Source organism: Enterobacter sp. HMSC16D10 (assembly GCF_001807145.1).
Taxonomy (GTDB): domain Bacteria; phylum Pseudomonadota; class Gammaproteobacteria; order Enterobacterales; family Enterobacteriaceae; genus Enterobacter; species Enterobacter roggenkampii.
This window is the reverse complement of sequence record NZ_KV787891.1, coordinates 1-15,270: the sequence shown is the minus strand read 5'-3', so window position 1 is coordinate 15,270 and position 15,270 is coordinate 1. Positions and strand designations below refer to the sequence as shown.

General features: G+C 61.4%; 16 protein-coding genes and 3 pseudogenes. 2 read left to right on the top strand and 17 right to left on the bottom strand.

Annotation, left to right across the window (positions count from 1 at the left end):
* Positions 1–197: 197 nt before the first annotated feature.
* From HMPREF3143_RS15100 to HMPREF3143_RS25750, 17 genes and pseudogenes are all read right to left on the bottom strand, one after another.
* Positions 198–1,349, bottom strand: coding sequence for a S1C family serine protease (locus HMPREF3143_RS15100; protein WP_032629948.1), 1,152 nt, complete (start codon positions 1,347–1,349; stop codon positions 198–200).
* Between the two features lie 24 nt (positions 1,350–1,373).
* Positions 1,374–2,321: a zinc metalloprotease HtpX gene (locus HMPREF3143_RS15095; RefSeq protein ID WP_023332903.1), complete on the bottom strand. Its 948-nt coding sequence runs from the start codon at positions 2,319–2,321 to the stop codon at positions 1,374–1,376.
* A complete protein-coding gene (psiE-GI, locus tag HMPREF3143_RS15090) occupies positions 2,299–2,796 on the bottom strand; it encodes a heat resistance protein PsiE-GI (protein ID WP_070533514.1) in 498 nt (165 codons plus the stop codon). Before psiE-GI ends, HMPREF3143_RS15095 begins: the two co-directional genes overlap by 23 nt.
* Positions 2,793–4,508, bottom strand: a complete 1,716-nt coding sequence (gene kefB-GI, locus HMPREF3143_RS15085; RefSeq protein WP_023280940.1) for a heat resistance system K+/H+ antiporter KefB-GI — start codon at positions 4,506–4,508, stop codon at positions 2,793–2,795. Before kefB-GI ends, psiE-GI begins: the two co-directional genes overlap by 4 nt.
* A gap of 3 nt (positions 4,509–4,511) precedes the next feature.
* Entirely contained in the window at positions 4,512–4,952 is a 441-nt protein-coding gene (trx-GI, locus tag HMPREF3143_RS15080) for a heat resistance system thioredoxin Trx-GI (protein ID WP_029039045.1), read from the bottom strand.
* Positions 4,942–6,087 carry a hypothetical protein gene (locus tag HMPREF3143_RS15075; RefSeq protein ID WP_032664837.1) on the bottom strand — a complete coding sequence of 382 codons (1,146 nt, stop codon included), beginning with the start codon at positions 6,085–6,087 and terminating at the stop codon, positions 4,942–4,944. The genes trx-GI and HMPREF3143_RS15075 overlap by 11 nt, the downstream gene beginning before the upstream one ends.
* Before the next feature lie 79 nt (positions 6,088–6,166).
* Positions 6,167–6,778, bottom strand: a complete 612-nt coding sequence (gene hdeD-GI, locus HMPREF3143_RS15070) for a heat resistance membrane protein HdeD-GI (RefSeq protein WP_045408995.1) — start codon at positions 6,776–6,778, stop codon at positions 6,167–6,169.
* Between the two features lie 89 nt (positions 6,779–6,867).
* Positions 6,868–7,755 (bottom strand): heat resistance protein YfdX2, encoded by an 888-nt coding sequence (yfdX2, locus tag HMPREF3143_RS15065; RefSeq protein WP_004118195.1) that lies wholly within the window; start codon positions 7,753–7,755, stop codon positions 6,868–6,870.
* A 102-nt stretch (positions 7,756–7,857) separates the two neighbouring features.
* The gene (gene yfdX1 / locus HMPREF3143_RS15060) at positions 7,858–8,772 is read right to left on the bottom strand and encodes a heat resistance protein YfdX1 (RefSeq protein ID WP_032664836.1); all 915 of its coding nucleotides are present in this window, start codon (positions 8,770–8,772) and stop codon (positions 7,858–7,860) included.
* Positions 8,773–8,794: 22 nt separating this feature from the next.
* Positions 8,795–9,252, bottom strand: a pseudogene (gene hsp20-GI, locus HMPREF3143_RS15055) (small heat shock protein sHSP20-GI).
* 87 nt (positions 9,253–9,339) lie between these two features.
* A complete protein-coding gene (locus HMPREF3143_RS25755) occupies positions 9,340–9,480 on the bottom strand; it encodes an ATP-dependent metalloprotease FtsH (protein ID WP_023205099.1) in 141 nt (46 codons plus the stop codon).
* Positions 9,431–10,167 (bottom strand): annotated as a pseudogene (locus HMPREF3143_RS15050) (ATP-dependent metallopeptidase FtsH/Yme1/Tma family protein); the annotation flags it as partial. The pseudogene HMPREF3143_RS15050 and the gene HMPREF3143_RS25755, both read right to left, overlap by 50 nt.
* A gap of 60 nt (positions 10,168–10,227) precedes the next feature.
* On the bottom strand, positions 10,228–10,419 hold the full coding sequence (locus HMPREF3143_RS15045) for a hypothetical protein (protein ID WP_017146640.1): 192 nt from the start codon (positions 10,417–10,419) through the stop codon (positions 10,228–10,230).
* Positions 10,419–13,268, bottom strand: a complete 2,850-nt coding sequence (gene clpK / locus HMPREF3143_RS15040) for a heat shock survival AAA family ATPase ClpK (RefSeq protein ID WP_004118798.1) — start codon at positions 13,266–13,268, stop codon at positions 10,419–10,421. The genes HMPREF3143_RS15045 and clpK overlap by 1 nt, the downstream gene beginning before the upstream one ends.
* Before the next feature lie 105 nt (positions 13,269–13,373).
* Positions 13,374–13,943, bottom strand: a complete 570-nt coding sequence (gene hsp20, locus HMPREF3143_RS15035) for a small heat shock protein sHSP20 (RefSeq protein ID WP_000350436.1) — start codon at positions 13,941–13,943, stop codon at positions 13,374–13,376.
* A gap of 34 nt (positions 13,944–13,977) precedes the next feature.
* The gene (locus HMPREF3143_RS26110; protein ID WP_000643630.1) at positions 13,978–14,259 is read right to left on the bottom strand and encodes a helix-turn-helix domain-containing protein; all 282 of its coding nucleotides are present in this window, start codon (positions 14,257–14,259) and stop codon (positions 13,978–13,980) included.
* A 221-nt stretch (positions 14,260–14,480) separates the two neighbouring features.
* On the bottom strand, positions 14,481–14,744 hold the full coding sequence (locus tag HMPREF3143_RS25750; protein ID WP_001295708.1) for a hypothetical protein: 264 nt from the start codon (positions 14,742–14,744) through the stop codon (positions 14,481–14,483).
* Between the two features lie 14 nt (positions 14,745–14,758).
* Here HMPREF3143_RS25750 and HMPREF3143_RS25745 point away from each other — a divergent pair, with 14 nt between their 5' ends.
* Together HMPREF3143_RS25745 and HMPREF3143_RS25740 are read left to right on the top strand one after the other, a co-directional pair.
* Positions 14,759–15,022: a transposase gene (locus HMPREF3143_RS25745; protein ID WP_004118209.1), complete on the top strand. Its 264-nt coding sequence runs from the start codon at positions 14,759–14,761 to the stop codon at positions 15,020–15,022.
* Positions 14,967–15,083: pseudogene (locus HMPREF3143_RS25740) on the top strand (transposase domain-containing protein); the annotation flags it as partial. The gene HMPREF3143_RS25745 and the pseudogene HMPREF3143_RS25740, both read left to right, overlap by 56 nt.
* Between the last annotated feature and the right edge of the window lie 187 nt (positions 15,084–15,270).

The window sequence follows — 15,270 nt, the reverse complement described above, 5'->3', positions numbered from 1 at the left end:
ACAGAATTTGTCTACGGGCGTGGGGTCAGTCCAATCCGATCGTTTTTGATCGGTTCACCGCTTTCAAAATCAGCAGTGGCAGAAGTCAGCCGGAAATACAGGGCTACTTCAGACCATCCCTAGCTAGGGCTCGTAGTTCGGCGCAAGGCTGAAGTCGCTTGGCTGCTTCGCTGTGCAGATCCATGACCCACTTTCCATCAAACTCCCGGTCGTAGTTCCACAAGCATCTCGCGAGTCTTGCCGGCCCGCTCCACTAACAAGACCACAACATCTCCAACGTTCTTGTCGTCTAGCCGGGCCTGTAATGTGGTGACGTCGTCAACGGCGATACCGTCGATGCTGATAACGCGATCGCCGGGCACGATGCCGCCTGCGGTGACCTCGACGCCGACGAGCCCGGCCCTGTGCGCCGCCGAGCCCGGCGTCACGCGCAATACGAATACGCCCTTACTGCCGGTCAGCGCCTGCAGACGCGTGTTGAGCTGCTCATCCACCTCGATGCCCAGCGCCGGACGGATGTACTTGCCGGTCTTTATGAGTTGCGGCACCACGCGCATGACGGTATCGACCGGCACCGCAAAGCCTATTCCGGCCGAGGCGCCAGACGGACTGTAGATGGCGGTATTGATGCCGATCAGCCGCCCAGCCGAATCGAGCAGCGGGCCACCGGAATTGCCGGGGTTGATGGCGGCGTCGGTCTGGATCAGGTGATCGATGGCCGGGCCGCCCGCTTCTCCCGGCAACGAGCGGTCGAGCGCGGAGACGATACCAGTGGTGAGCGTCCAGTCCAGGCCGAAGGGGTTGCCGATAGCAAACACCTTCTGACCCACCTTGAGGTCGGCACTGGTGCCGACCGGCACGGCCGGCGGGCGCTTGAAACCGACGCCGATCTTGAGCACGGCGATGTCGTGCGCGGGGCTCGTCCCCACCAGCGCGGCCTGGTAGTCGCGGCCGTCGGCCAGTTTGACGGTGGCTTCGGACGCGCCCTGGATGACGTGGAAGTTGGTGACGACGTGGCCGGCGTCGTCCCAGATGAAGCCCGAGCCAGTGCCGCGCGGCACGGAGAACACGTTGCGCGTCCAGACATCGCGTACTAATTGCGCGGTGGTGATGTAGACCACCGAGGCGCGCGATTTTTCGAACAGTTCGATGGTGGTTTTCTCGTCCGCCGCCAGATCGCCACGCGCCATCACGGTGCGTTCTGCTGCCTCGCGCGGACTGAACCAGGCCTCGATGGCAGACAGAAACTGCCACAGCAGCATGAGCGCGGCAATACAGGCGGTGATGAAGAGCCAGCGCCGGACGAAGCGGTCCGGCGCGGGGCGTTGGTACGGGTCGAGATAGGCCATGAGACGTCTCCTGTTGATGGGCAATCAGCGCCACAGCCCGCTCGGGCGCCAGCGCGGTGGGCGCGTCGCCAAAGCGGATTCCGGCAAAAAATGGGGCGCGCGGAGTGGCAACGCTGATGCTGGCCCAGGCGCCAACGTCAGCAGGCGTGCGATGCGCTCTTGCGTTGCCGGACGCGTGCGCAAGCAGGAGGGCTCGGGATTGCCCCATCCCGGCCATAGCCAGGCACGCCAGGAGCGGCTGACCCGCTCGATTTTCGCCAGCGCGGACGCCAGCCCCTGCGGGTCGCCAGTCAGTTCCGCCGCAAGGCGGTCAGCGTCGAACTCACGCACGCGAGACAAGCCGAGCTGTGCGAGCAGGGCCAGTTGGGGCGATGCGGCCAATAACAATAGACCAGGCCAATAGACCTCCGCCGCGCCAACCAGCAGCGCGGGCAGGCTGAGCAGGATCGCGATCTGTCCCATAAGGGCCAGTAGGCACGTGAGGCGACTGACGGAATCCGCCAGCCCCATGATACGCAGATCCTCATTAGTGATGTGCGCGACCTCGTGCGCGAGCACACCCGCCAGCTCGCGTGGGCTCAGGCTGCGCAGCAGGCCATCGGTGAGGGCGATCGATGCCTCCTGCTTCGATCCGGTGGCGAAGGCGTTGACGACGGCACTGGGCACATAGTGCGGCACCGGCGTGGCGGGCAGCTCGCGCAACAGGGCCCACATCTCGTGGGCTTGTTGCGGGTGCAAGGCCCGTACGCGGTACAGGCGCAAGCTCAGCGCCGACGCGGCTACCGGGTCCAGCAGCAACGCACCTGCAACGGCAAACAGCGCGAGCCACAGGCAGCCTTCCCCAAATGGCAGTCTCCCTGCTGCGGCTGCGATCCCGACCAGGGTCAGGACCAACAGCCCGGTCTGCAGGCGGTTGAGCCAGCGGTGTTGCAAGAGCGCAGTGCGCGGATCACTCGGATGATGACGGGTCATGCTCAGAGGTCTCGGCGGCGCGGTCGCCGCGCTTGCGCAGCAGCCAGTAGGTCGCACCCAGAGCCAGCGAGGCGCCTGCCAGCGCGGCTATCTTTGCGGGGCTCGCGTCGGAGTCGAGGATCACGAACTTGCGGGAGAGTGCGATCACCGCGATCAGGACCACCGTCTTAACCTGGATGATGCTGTCCCGACGCAGCGCCACGCGCACGATGGAATGCTTGAACTCCATCGCGATCAAGAGCGTCATGATCATGCCGAACACGCTCTGGAATACCTTGTGGTCCAGGGGATTGAAGGCATCGAGAACCAGCAGCGTGAAGACGATGGAGATGAGCTGGAACAGCGACACCATGATGATGACGGCGATCACCGCCGACAGCACGAGCGCGACGACCTGCTCGAAGCGCTCGTAAAAACTCATGATGGCCAATTGGTCACGCAAGACCTGAAATGGGTTAAGGCGTTTTGATTTCATGACGATGAACTCCCTGGAAAACGGCTGCTGTCGAGACGGCGGCGCATTGCACTGATGTGTCCTTCAATCAACTCGGTCGACATGCCAAGCGTCGACATCACCTGTTCCGCCAGCCCAATAGCTGCGGCAAAGGATTGCTGATAAACGCGCACGTTAGGCATGGCGCGAAATGCATCGGCCGCGGTCGTACTTCTGCATGACACCCACAAGGTTAGCGCCGGACGGCGCTCGGCAATCGCCTGGGCGATGCGCAACGCTTGCTGGGCATGGGCGAACGTTAGCACCACCAAGTGCGCATGCGTCAAGCCGGCAGCCAGCAAGGTATCGGGCCGACTGGCATCGCCATGGAACACCGGCGCGCCGGCGGCACGCGCGGCCTCTACCTTCTGCGCGTCCGCCTCCAGCAGCAGATGCGCCACGCCGGCGTGGCGAAGAATCTCGCTGACTGTCAGGCCAAGCTCGCCCGCGCCGCAAACGATGACATGGTCTCGATATCGCGTCGTCTGCGCGGCGATCTCGACTTCTTCAGCCTGGGGTGGCTGAATGACGCCGCCGGTGCGGCTCAAGAACCGGGCAAGTACATCGTGATGGCGGATCAGTAGCGGTGCCAGGGCCATGCTGAGCACCAGCGCGACCAGCATGGGTTGGACGACGGTCGCGGGGATCAGATGCTGCTGCAAGACCGTGCCCAACAACAGCAGGGCGAACTCGCCGCCGTGCCCCAACGCTATGCCCGTGCGCCAGGCATCGAGGGCGGACAGGCGCGTCGCCCGCAAGGCCAGCGTATTGAGCAGGATCTTGACCGGTACCAGCACCACCAGCCACGCCAGCACCGCCAGCGGTGCCGAAAGAATCTGTGCTGCGTCCAGTTGCAGGCCGATGGTCACGAAGAACACGCCCGACAACACATCGCGAAACGGCCTGAGGTGGCTTTCCATGTGGTGCCGGAAGTCGCTCTCGCCCAGCACCATCCCGGCGAGGAAGGCCCCCAGGGCGGCGGATACGCCGACCGCGTGCGCAGCAGCGGCGGCAGCCACCACCACGCACAAGGAGACGAGCACGAACGATTCCTCGTGGCCCCGCCGCGCCACCCAGCCCAGCAGGCCATGCAACAGACGGCGCGAGACGAGGGCCGCTGCCGCGAACAGCAGCAGCACACCGAATACTTCGAGCAGCACATGCTCGATCTTCGGCGACTCGCCGCGCGCCCAGATCGCCAGCAAGGCCAGCAGGGGCACGCTGGCCAGGTCCTGAAAGACCAGCACGGCGATGGCACTGCGTCCGTGGCGGGTGGTGAGCTCGCCTTGGTCGGCCAGTTGTCGGCTGACCAGCGCCGTGGACGACATGGCCGCCGCAGTGCCGAGCAGCGCGGCGCTCTGGCCGGGCTGCCCCAGCCACATCAATAGCAGGATCAGCGGCGGGGCCACGGCGATCATCTGCAGAGCGCCCGCCATCAGCACCGTCCTGCGGGCGAGCCAGAAGTCTCCGAGGGAGAATTCCAGTCCGACCATGAACAACAGCAGCGCCACGCCCAGCTCGGACAGAAAGCTCAGCGTCTCCCCCGGCGCGATCACGCCGATGACTGAGGGGCCCAGTACAACGCCGACAGAGAGATACCCCAGCAAGGCGGGCACTCTGAACGCCGCCGTCGCCATCGCCGCCAGGCTGCAAGCCGCCAGCAGGATTAGCGTAGTGCCGAGCAAGCCCTGCATCGGTCAGCGTCCCACTTGCGTCGACGTCCAGCGCACGATGTCCTGCGCGCCCATCACGCCGGCCTGACGGGCGATCTCCCGCCCACCCTGGAACAGGGCGAGCGTCGGGATGCTGCGGATACCGAACTGCGCGGCCAGGTGGGGCTCAGCCTCGGTATTCACCTTCGCCAGCCGGATCCTCGGTTCGAGCTGGTGTGCCGCTTGCTGGAACTGTGGCGCCATCATCTTGCACGGCCCGCACCATGGCGCCCAGAAATCGACCAGCAGCGGCAGATCGCTGCGCTCCACGTGGCGCGAGAACGTCGCCGTGGTCAACTCGATGGGCTCGCCCGTGAACAAGGGCTGCTGGCAGCGGCCACAGTTGGGATGTTCCGATAGCTTCGCAGTCGGTACGCGGTTGATGGACTGGCAATGCGGGCAGACGAGGTGAAGCTCATTTTTCATGGTTCGCCTCCTTGGACCACAGTGAGGCTGCCTCGCTTCGGGTCACAGACAATGCCGACCAATCAACGCCTTGGAGCCAATCGTTCCCGTTTTTGCTTACTCCGGCCTCTTCCAGATGAGCAGCGATGAATGCTTCGGCCTGCATGAGCCACCTTCGGACAGCATCTTCCTTACTAGGAATCAGCAGGATTTCAGAGACGCTGCTGGCATTCAGCCCGTCCACACGGATAAGCAGAAAAATGCGCCGCCACAAACGCGGCATGTCCTTCAGCAGGTCAAATGCAAAAGCGAACTCGCTCGACCGATCAATCAGCTCCTCCTGTTCCGCGATCGTTGCGACATCGGGATGCTGACTGCCAGCGAAAATATCGGCCAGCTTGAGTGTGTCATCGTGCTGATAAAATTCGAAGATTTCCTCTTCCACCATGGCCTCGGCCACGTCTTGGGCATCCGGTTCGACCGGCGCGTCCAGAGAAACGAATTCGCCAAATTGCCGGCTGCTTGCCACTTCGTTATCCAGGACGGCGAACAGATGCTTCAAAAGACCGGTGTAAGCCTCTTTTTCCCCCGGCACGGATTGCCATTCCACCTTAGCTCGGACAATCGCTTCATCCACCACGTCGCGCAGCGTCGGATAATCGCGCGGTAAATCGCCGACGGCCCGCAGATAAGCCAGCTCACGCCTTGCGACAGCCTCAAGTTTCGACAGTAGAGGCATTCGGGTCACCTCGGCCTCATGGGCGGCTGATGCGGGTTTTGCGGCAATCCGCACCTTGAGCTCGCGCAAGCGCTCGCGTCGTGCTTTGCGCTTGATTTGATCCTGAGCATGCAGTCGGTCAAAATGCTTCTTGGCCTGACGGAACAACGACTGTGCGAGCATCTGCGCGAGGGGCGTCAGCTCGTCATGTGATGCAGTAACGCTGACAATCTTTTTGCCGGGCAGGTGCATATAGCCACTGGCCAGAAATTGCCGCTTGATCTTGTCGCGATCAAGGACGATTTGAAGTCGCGCTGAATCTTTAGTGTGTTTGTCGAGCAATGGCTTGAGGGCGTGCTCGATCACATTTCCCAAAGCTCTCTGCCAAGGTTCATGAAACTCTTTGTCGATAGCTCGATAGCTATATTGTATCTGCATGTATGACTCCTTCGATGTCATTTCTATGGAGGCATGAATCGAGGATGCTCATATCCATAGATTTTGGTTTGGCACGCTCTTACCCCAGGCGCGTTTTGCGAAGACTCCAACTCAAGAACAAAAGCGTGACGCCATAGACTGCCGCATGGAAACCCAACAGCCAGCCTGCGGCCACGAATGACTCGACCGGACGGGTAAAAAATATCCACAAGACGATAGCACCAAAGATAATCGAGAGCAGTCCACTGAGGGCAAGCCAGATTTCACCCTTGATTTCCCGACGCAGCCGAACGGCGGCGGATATCTCCAGCACACCGGTGAAAATCGCCCAGAAGCCCACGCTAGCCCATAAAAAAGAAGCCAAGACTATCGTGGCGACCCAAGGAGCAACCAGGACGACGACGCCCGTAAGTATGCCGACAATGCCGCTGAACAGCAGCCAGCCCCAGCGCTCTTTTTTCTGGATATGGCGCACCGCTGCAAACAAGTTGAACGCGCCATTGACCAAGGAAAATGCGCCGAACATGATGGTCATGGCCAACAGAGCCGATTGTGGCATCCAGAACGCGAGGGCTGCAAAAATCAATGCCAAGACACCGCGCAGCACAAAAAGCCACCAATTTTGGCTCAGCGAACACAGTGCTTTGGTGGGGTCATCCGCATTGGAATTGGCGATGGTGTCTGTGTTCATGCAATATCTCCTAAAGATCTATACAAAATAAAAAATCAAACACTCATGGGACAAGAGAGGGGGCGCTATGCGCCCCCTCTCCAGCGGTTTCAGAACAACCTGGACAGTTTTGCCTTGACTTCATCGAGCCAGCCTTTTCCGCAGCCTCCCCCTCCCGTCTTTTCCTTGATTTTCTTGAGTTCAGCGTACAGGGGCTCAAAGTCCTTCCTTTTTCCATAGCCCAGCAGTTCTGCCATTTCCAACTGCTGCCGGGCTTCGTTCAACAATGTCTCCAGGCGCTCATTGGATGCTTCGCTGCGCTGACCATCTTCTACCAGGGGCTCGGCGCGCTTCAGGAGCAGCTTCGCACGCAGGACGGGCAGCGGAAGCACGCTGCGCTCCTCGACCAGCGTGCTGAGCGCTGACTGCAGCGCGGCTTTGGCTTCTTCGATCTTGCCCTGATCGATCAGCGGCACGACTGCCTTCACGGCTGCGGGATAGGACGCCAAAGGGATGTTGGTGACCGTGATCACGATTTCACTGGCCAGCAAAGCCAGCACGTGGCGAGCCTGTTGCACCTCGCCATGTTTGAGGGCATCCAGCGCCTCGTCGGTCATCGCCTCAATGGTTTCCGTGTTGGCGAACAAGTCGTGCACGATGGTGCGCACATCAACGCCGGCCAGGGCGAGCGTGGGTTCGCGCGCGACGATCAGCTCCAGCTTTCCCGTCACTTCGGCCAGCGTTGCCAATGCGCGTGCAGTGTCCTTGCCGTCAAGTGCGGCCAGCGCTGATTTGGTCAGCGACAAGGCCGAGACTGCCTCATCGAGGACTTGTTTACGTTTGTCTGCCGCCTGCGAGTCCGTTTCTTTCTGAACCTCAGGCTGTACCTCCGTGACGACTTCAGGCTTGGACTCTGGACTGACAGGAAGGCTGCTTACCGCGGCCTGTTCGTTTTTTCCTTCGTTCGTCGCATTGGGATTCGGTGTTTGCTCATTCATGGTGATATGCCTCGTATGAGATAGTGAAAATAGGCGAATCTATTGGGGCTGAATGCGAACATCGCGAGACTGACCGACAGAGCAGTCAGCCCCTTCATCACCTCAAAACAGCTTTTGGATGCGCGTCTTCAACTCGTCGAACCATCCCTTGCCGCTTTTGCCACCAGCCGACTTTTGCTCAATGGACTTCACCTGATCGAAGATGGGTTTGAAGTCCGCCTTCTTGCCATAACCCAGGATCTGCGCCATCTCGATCTCCGTGCGCACGGACGACAGCAAGGTGCTGAGCTCCTCGTTCTGCTTGGCATCGCGCCTGTCGGTCTCGGCCAGCTTTTCAGCTTTTGCCATCGCGGCTTCGGCCCGTAGCACGGGCAGAGGAAAGGCGACCGAGGTCACCACCAGCGTGTTCAGTGCTCGGGCGAGTTCCGCTTTGGCGTTGTCGATCTTGCCGCTGTCGATGAGCCGTGCGGCCGACTTGATCGCTGCCGGGTACGTTGCCATCGGAAGGTTGTCGGTTTGGATTACGATTTCGCTGGCCAGATTGGCAACGATGGGCCGGGCCTTTTGCACCTCGCCATCACCCAACAACTCCCGAGACAACTTGACCGCTTTCTTTACCGATTCCACGTTGGCGTGGATATCGTGGGTGATGACGCGTACATCGACCGGCGCCAAAGCAAGTTTGGCGTCGCGTGCCAATACCAGTTCCAGCTTTCCGCTGGCCAGTTCCAGCGCAGCAAGCGCCTCCTGGGTCTTGTTTGCATCAAGGAGGGTCAAAGCCTCCTGGGTCTTGGTGAGCGCCGTGATGGCGTCTTGAGTGAGCTCGGCACGCTTTTTATCGGCTTCCCGGGCGGCCTTGTCATCTACCTGTGGCTGTGCCGCCTTGGATGCGGCAGAGGGTGCTGCAGCACCTGGGCTAGAACCTGCCGCCGATTGGGCCAGAGCCGGTCCGCTCAGTCCGACGACGACCGCCAGGGCAAGTGCGGAGAAGGTGTATTGTGGCTGTTTGATATTCATGATCTTGGGCTCTTGATTGAAGTTAGTTGACTGAGATTTCAATCTGTTTCGGTTTGGCTTGCTCGGCCTTGACAAGCCGCACTTCCAGCACGCCGTCTTTCATGGAAGCCGTCACCTTGGTCGGATCAACGTTGTCAGGCAAGACAAAGCTGCGCACAAAGCGGCCATAGGCACGTTCGATGCGGTGGAACTTCTTGCCCTGCTCCTCTTTTTCCAGTTTGCGCTCGCCGCTGATGGTGAGCACACCGTTTTCCGCGCTGACGCGCACGGCATCCTTGGGGACCTCCGGCAGATCCAGCTTGAGAGGAATGCGTTCTCATCCTCGCTGATGTCCGCCATTGGAGCCCAGTCCGCCGTGGTCATGGCTTCGTTGCCGGTACGGGCGCCCTGTCGCTGGGGTATTCGTCCGAACATCGTCGCCAGGCGGTTTTGCAATTCATCCAGTTCCCGGAAGGGGTCCCACGGAGTCAATGCAGACATATCGGTTCTCCTTGAACAATGCCGACGAATTGGATGACGCACTGAACAGAGCCGTCGGTTTACTCTGAATGGCACCTACTACTGTTTTCAGTTCCGAACAAGTCCTTGAGTCAATTGACGGATATCGCTTTCGTCGAGCGTTTCCCGCGCCAGCAGCTCGCGCGCACAGCGCTCCAGCACCGCGCGGTTGATGTCGAGTATCCGGTAGGCGCGCTCGAACACGCCCATCACGATGTCGCGGATAGCCTGATCGATGCGCGCCTGGGTCGATTCGGCCACCCGGCAACAGCCTTGGCCAGCAATGTCTTGCCGGTGCCCGGTGGGCCGACCAGCAACACGCCCTTGGGAATGCGCGCCCCGAGACGGCCATAGTCCTGCGGATTCTTCAGGAAATCGACGATCGCGACCAGCTCCGCCTTGGCCTCATCCCCCCCCCGCCACATCGGCGAACATCACACCGGTGTTCTTTTCCACGAACACCTTGGCGCGGCTCTTACCGATGTTGAGAAACCCGCCCATGCCCTGCTTCTCGGCGAAGCGGCGGAACAGGAAGAACCAGACGCCAAAGAAGGATACCGCTGGCAGGATCCACGACAGCACATCGCTCAGCCAGGTGCTCTCCAACACGCGGGCATAGGGTACGTCGTACTTCGACAGGCGATCGGCAAGATCGGGTTCGGCCCTCGTTGCCACGATCGTCGTCTTGCCCCGGCTGTCCGGCGACTTCAGGCGCCCGGTCACCGTACGATCCGACACCAGCACTTCGGCCACGCGCCCCTCGTCCAGCGGCTTCTCGAACTCGCTGTAGGGCACCGGCTCGACGGTTTTCGCCGTCTGCCAGTAGCTCTGCAAACTCAGCAACAGCAGGAGGGCAACGATCCAGTAGCCGGTATTCCATTGATTCTTTTTTTCCATGGACCGTGTTCCTCGAAAGTCGAGTTGCCAGAGGATCAGGTGAACAGACGGGCCGCACCGTCACGCAAACGGATGGCCAGCGAGCGGGAGGGCAGTGCCGCCGCTGATGAGCAGCCCCCACGGCGTGGCCGACCGCGGATCACGCTTGTAGACGACCGCGTGACCCGCGGCCACGACCGCCACCGCGATCGATGCCAGGGAGGCTGCCCATGCCAGGCTGATGGAGTCGGACACGGCAGCCTCGCCCGCCATCAAGATGCGTCGCTCGCCGACTTCTTCTTGCTCGAGTCTTTGCCAGCGTCGCCGTGCGGCGTCTCGGTCGCCTTCGCGACATCCGGCTGCTCCGGCTCGGCCGGGGTCTGCGGTGGCTCTTTGCGTTCGAACACCACGCGTTCGGCCTTGTCGTCCCAGCGTGCGCTGGCGTGATCGCCCTTGCCGATGCCGCCACCGAGCATCTCGCGCGCCAGCGCAGTTTCCAGCTCGCTGCGGATCAGGCGCTTGAGTTCACGCGCACCGAACTCGGGCTTGTAGCCTTCTTCCGCGAAATGGTCGATCAGCGTCTGATCGAAAGTGAGCGTCACGCCCTGGCTGGCGGCGCTGCGCGCCACGCGATCGAGCTGCAGGCCGACGATGTGGCGGATCTCCTCCTTGCCCAGCGCATGGAAGACGATGATCTCGTCGATGCGGTTGAGGAACTCGGGCCGGAAGTGGCCGCGCAGCACGTCCATGACCTCGGCCTTGGTCTTTTCGTACTCCTCGCCAGCCGCCTCACGCGCCTTCAGCCGTCGCTGGATGATGTCCGAACCCAGGTTGGACGTGGCGATGATGATAGTGTTGGTGAAATCCACCACCCGGCCCTTGCCGTCGGTGAGGCGACCGTCGTCGAACACTTGCAGCAGGATGTTGTAGACGTCAGGGTGTGCCTTCTCGATCTCGTCGAGCAGCAGCACGCTGTAGGGCTTGCGCCGCACCTTCTCGGTGAGCTGACCGCCTTCGTCGTAACCGACATAGCCCGGAGGCGCGCCCACCAGCCGCGCCACGGTATGGCGTTCGCCATATTCCGACATGTCGATGCGCAACAGGGCGTGCTCATCGCCGTAGATCGATTCGGCCAATGCCTTGGCGAGCTCGGTCTTGCCCACCCCGGTCGGGCCCAGAAACAGGAAGGTAGCCACCGGTTTACTGCCTTCGCGCAGGCCGGCGCGGGATAGCCGCACGGCATCGGCCACGGCACGGACCGCCTCGTCTTGTCCCACCAGGCGCTCGTGCAGCCGTTGTTCCAAGTGCAGCAGCTTTTCGCGCTCTTCCACCGTCAACTCGTTGACCGGGATGCCGGTCAGGCGCGAGACAACCTGCGCCACGTGTTCCGCCTTGACCTCGGCACTGCCGGAGGCCCGCTCCCGCTCCCAGTCCTCGACGAGCTTCTTGAGCTCGGCCTCCTTGGCTTCGATGCGCTTGCCGAGCTCGGCGGCCTGGTCGTACTGCTTGCGCGCGGCCACGTAATCCTGTTCACGCCGTAGCTGGTGCAGTTCGGACTCCAGCTCCTGCACGGCCACCGGCCGGGCCGTGGCCGACAGCTTCACGCGCGCGGCCGCCTGGTCGAGCAGGTCGATCGCCTTGTCCGGCAGGAAGCGCGCCGTGATGTAGCGGTCGGACAACTCGGCCGCCGCGATGATCGCGTCCTCGGAGATGCTGACCTTGTGGTGCGCCTCGAAGGTGTCGCGCAGGCCGCGCAGAATCATGATGGCCTGGGCCACCGTCGGCTCGGGCACCGTCACCGGCTGGAAGCGCCGCTCCAGTGCGGCATCCTTCTCGATGTATTTCTGGTACTCGTTCAGCGTCGTGGCGCCGATCAGGTTGAGTTCACCGCGCGCCATCATCGGTTTGAACACGTTGGCCACGTCCAGCCCGCCTTCGCCACCGCCCTGGCCGGCACCGACGATGGTGTGCACCTCGTCGATGAACAAAATCAGCTCGCCCTGGTGCTCGGTCACCTCCTTCAGCACCTTCTGCACGCGCTCCTCGAACTCGCCGCGATATTTGGCGCCGGCCACCATGGCGTTGATGTTGAGTTCCACCAGGCGCTTGTCGCGCAAGGTCTCGGGCACTTCACCCGCCACCATGCGCTGCGCCAGCCCTTCGACGATGGCGGTCTTGCCCACACCCGGCTCGCCGATCAGCACCGGGTTGTTCTTCTTGCGCCGGGCCAGCACCTCGATGGTGGTTTCGATCTCCTGCGCGCGGCCGATCACCGGGTCGAGCTTGCCGTCGCGCGCCATCTTGGTCAGGTCGCGCGAGTACTTGTCGAGTTCTGGCGTGTTGGTCGGCGTCTCAGCGCGGCCATCCTCGGCGCCCTTGCCGACCACCTTGCTGACCTGTTGGCGCAGCGCCTGCGGCGTCAGGCCGTAGCGGCGCAGCAGGTTGGCGGCCAGCCCTTCGCCTTCCTCGGCCAGACCGATCAGGAAATGCTCTGGACCGACATAAGAATGGCCGAGTTCATTGGAGGCCACGAAGGCGCGGCTGAGCGCATCCTTCACGCGCGGCGACACGCCGATCTCGCCCTCGAAGGGCTTGTCCCCGCGCTTGGCCTCAGACTCGATCTGCCGCTTGAGGTCATCGACCTTGATCTTGAACTGACCCAGGATGGTCTTGACCACGTCGCTGTCGGCCAGCGCCAGCAGCAGATGTTCGGTATCCACCTCGGAGCGGCCAAATTCGGCAGCGTGTTTGGCGGCCTCCTGCAGCAAGGCTTCCGACTGTTCGCTGATGCGGCTGGCCAACCCACTGCCGCGACGGCGCGGCGCACCCGAACCTGCGGTGGCGGGCTCGCCAAACGAGGCATCGACCACGTCATCGGTATCGGCGGCAACTGGCGTCGCGTCTTCGCCGATGCGGAAGAAGTCACTGCCGAGGAAGTCCTCGAACAGGCCGCTGCGCGAGCCGAACAAGGCTTCCAGCGGCGAAACGGTGCGCTTTTGCTGGCGCACTAATTGCCGGTAATGGTCGTCGCACAACAGCATGGTGCTGTTACGACCGTTGAGATTGGCTTCCACCCGCACGGTGGCGGGTTGGCCGCAGACCTGGCATTGTTTTCTGGCCATGCTGATGCTCCTGAGAAGGTTGACAAGGTTGAGGCGACGAGGCATCGCGAGCCGCGACTCCTCGTCTCGTGCCGGGTTTTTCTTGTGACGAACGAGCCGGCGACGTCAGCCGTTGATCGGGATCGAGCGTCCCTGCTTCGGCGCGCTGACCTCGCGCTTGTCGATCGTGACCGTGAGCACCCCGTTCTTGAACGATGCCTTGATCGAATCCTGGTTGGCGTCGTCAGGCAGGTTCAAGGCACGCTGAAAGCTGCCGTAGGAGCGCTCCACACGGTGGAAGCCACCTTCCTTCTTCTCCTGTTCCTGGCGCTTCTCGCCACGCACCATCAGCACGTCGTTGTCGAGAGTTATCTGGATGTCCTTCTCCTCGACACCGGGCACTTCCAGGGTAATCTTGTACTGCTTGTCGGTTTCCTGGATGTCCAGGGCCGGCTTCAGCATGCCCGACCAATCGGATGGCCACTGCGGCATGTTCAACGCCGGAAAACCGAAGCCCCGGAATGCGTCATCGAACAGCCGGTCGATTTCCCGATGCAGTTGCAGGATCGGGCTGACTGGCCCGCTCGCCGCTGGCAGGTCATTGCGCTGCACCGGCAGGGAAGAGGCGGTCTGCTGCTCTTGCTGCTCGTTCTTGAACCAGTTCCAGGGAGCCAACTTCTTGAAATCGATGTCCATGTCATACCTCCAGAAAAATTGGAAAACGAGTTACTCAAGCCCTTTGCCTGCTGCGACGGGCAGTGCGCCCAGGCGACACGGGCTGCTCGGATGACTTCTGCTGTTCACGCTTGCGCATCACCTCCTTCTTTGCTCCGGCTCGGGTCTGATCATTGATGCACTGATCGATTTCACTTTGACGAAGCCGCCACGTCCCGCCCACCTTGAAAGCCGGAATTTCCCCGTGTGCGGCGAGCCGATAAAGCGTCCGCTTGCCGACTTTCAAGTACGCAGCCAATTCATCGAGCGTGAAAATCACCTGTAGGTGCGCTTTCATCTCACCCTCTCCAATCGCGTCGCTTTGCGGTTCCGGCCAAGGAAATCCTTGCAATACTTTGTAATATTAGACCCACTATGAATAACTTCAAGAGTCAATGTGCAGCGTTCTCCCGCCCCATTGATGCAGGTCAACTGCTCAGGCAAGGCACAGGGGGGCGGCCTGATCAGGCAATGGACAGCGCCTGGCTCCTCAGCCTGCGTGTGCCACAGGCGCCTCGATCAAACACCGATCCTCACGTTGTAGCCGAGTGCCCGCAGCCCCTTGCTCGTCTGCATGTTCCTTGGCGGAAACTCGTCTGGGCGCGCCCAGACGACGATTTCCCCGAGGCTGCTCAGGCCAACGTGCGGAATTGCCCAGTCGTCGCTGCGGATCGCGTTCCAGAGTCGGGCCGAAACACTTCCGTTACCCCAGACAACGTAGTTCAACAGTATCCGTCCGGCCAACACACCTTCCCGACACCGCCGCCGAAGGCCATGGCCCATCAAGCGGATTTTCCATGCGCCCTCAGCGCCGTACCTACAGCAAATCTTTCAAGGCTCAGGTCATTCAGGAGTGTTCTGAACCCGGTGCCTCCATCGCAAACATCGCCTTGGGCTACAGCCTCAATGCCAACCTCGACCACAAATGGATTCGGCTGCCTACCCAGAAAACCACGGCTATCCAGCCAGCGTTCATCCCGTTGCCTTCTCAAATGCTCGGCGTGGGTTCGCATACTCAAGCGCGCTGCTGCGATCATGAGTTTGATCCAGTCGGCCCGTAATAATGGGCACGATCCGTATGCCTATCTCAAGGATGTGCTGACACGGTTGCCGTCCCTGTAACAGCCTGAAGTTGACCTGGGTAATCAAATACCGGTGTAGTGATTAGGAAACAGGGCTCGGATAACATCATGGCGCAGGTCATTGAACCTACTAACGACGCCGGATATATGGTCGCAAACCACATCGAACTAGTACTTGCATCACCCGGGGCGTCCTGAAGTGGTTTACTGAATTTGGCCACCTGAAC

What these genes read in the sequence shown, in the direction of transcription:
- HMPREF3143_RS15100 (WP_032629948.1), bottom strand. Translation starts at nt 1,349, where the DNA reads ATGGCCTATCTCGACCCGTACCAACGCCCCGCGCCGGACCGCTTCGTC.
- HMPREF3143_RS15075 (WP_032664837.1), bottom strand. Translation starts at nt 6,087, where the DNA reads ATGCAGATACAATATAGCTATCGAGCTATCGACAAAGAGTTTCATGAA.
- yfdX2 (WP_004118195.1), bottom strand. Translation starts at nt 7,755, where the DNA reads ATGAATGAGCAAACACCGAATCCCAATGCGACGAACGAAGGAAAAAAC.
- HMPREF3143_RS15095 (WP_023332903.1), bottom strand. Translation starts at nt 2,321, where the DNA reads ATGACCCGTCATCATCCGAGTGATCCGCGCACTGCGCTCTTGCAACAC.
- HMPREF3143_RS26110 (WP_000643630.1), bottom strand. Translation starts at nt 14,259, where the DNA reads ATGAAAGCGCACCTACAGGTGATTTTCACGCTCGATGAATTGGCTGCG.
- hsp20 (WP_000350436.1), bottom strand. Translation starts at nt 13,943, where the DNA reads ATGGACATCGATTTCAAGAAGTTGGCTCCCTGGAACTGGTTCAAGAAC.
- clpK (WP_004118798.1), bottom strand. Translation starts at nt 13,268, where the DNA reads ATGGCCAGAAAACAATGCCAGGTCTGCGGCCAACCCGCCACCGTGCGG.
- HMPREF3143_RS25750 (WP_001295708.1), bottom strand. Translation starts at nt 14,744, where the DNA reads ATGGGCCATGGCCTTCGGCGGCGGTGTCGGGAAGGTGTGTTGGCCGGA.
- hdeD-GI (WP_045408995.1), bottom strand. Translation starts at nt 6,778, where the DNA reads ATGAACACAGACACCATCGCCAATTCCAATGCGGATGACCCCACCAAA.
- kefB-GI (WP_023280940.1), bottom strand. Translation starts at nt 4,508, where the DNA reads ATGCAGGGCTTGCTCGGCACTACGCTAATCCTGCTGGCGGCTTGCAGC.
- HMPREF3143_RS25745 (WP_004118209.1), top strand. Translation starts at nt 14,759, where the DNA reads ATGCGCCCTCAGCGCCGTACCTACAGCAAATCTTTCAAGGCTCAGGTC.
- trx-GI (WP_029039045.1), bottom strand. Translation starts at nt 4,952, where the DNA reads ATGAAAAATGAGCTTCACCTCGTCTGCCCGCATTGCCAGTCCATCAAC.
- HMPREF3143_RS15045 (WP_017146640.1), bottom strand. Translation starts at nt 10,419, where the DNA reads ATGGCGGGCGAGGCTGCCGTGTCCGACTCCATCAGCCTGGCATGGGCA.
- yfdX1 (WP_032664836.1), bottom strand. Translation starts at nt 8,772, where the DNA reads ATGAATATCAAACAGCCACAATACACCTTCTCCGCACTTGCCCTGGCG.
- HMPREF3143_RS25755 (WP_023205099.1), bottom strand. Translation starts at nt 9,480, where the DNA reads ATGGGCGTGTTCGAGCGCGCCTACCGGATACTCGACATCAACCGCGCG.
- psiE-GI (WP_070533514.1), bottom strand. Translation starts at nt 2,796, where the DNA reads ATGAAATCAAAACGCCTTAACCCATTTCAGGTCTTGCGTGACCAATTG.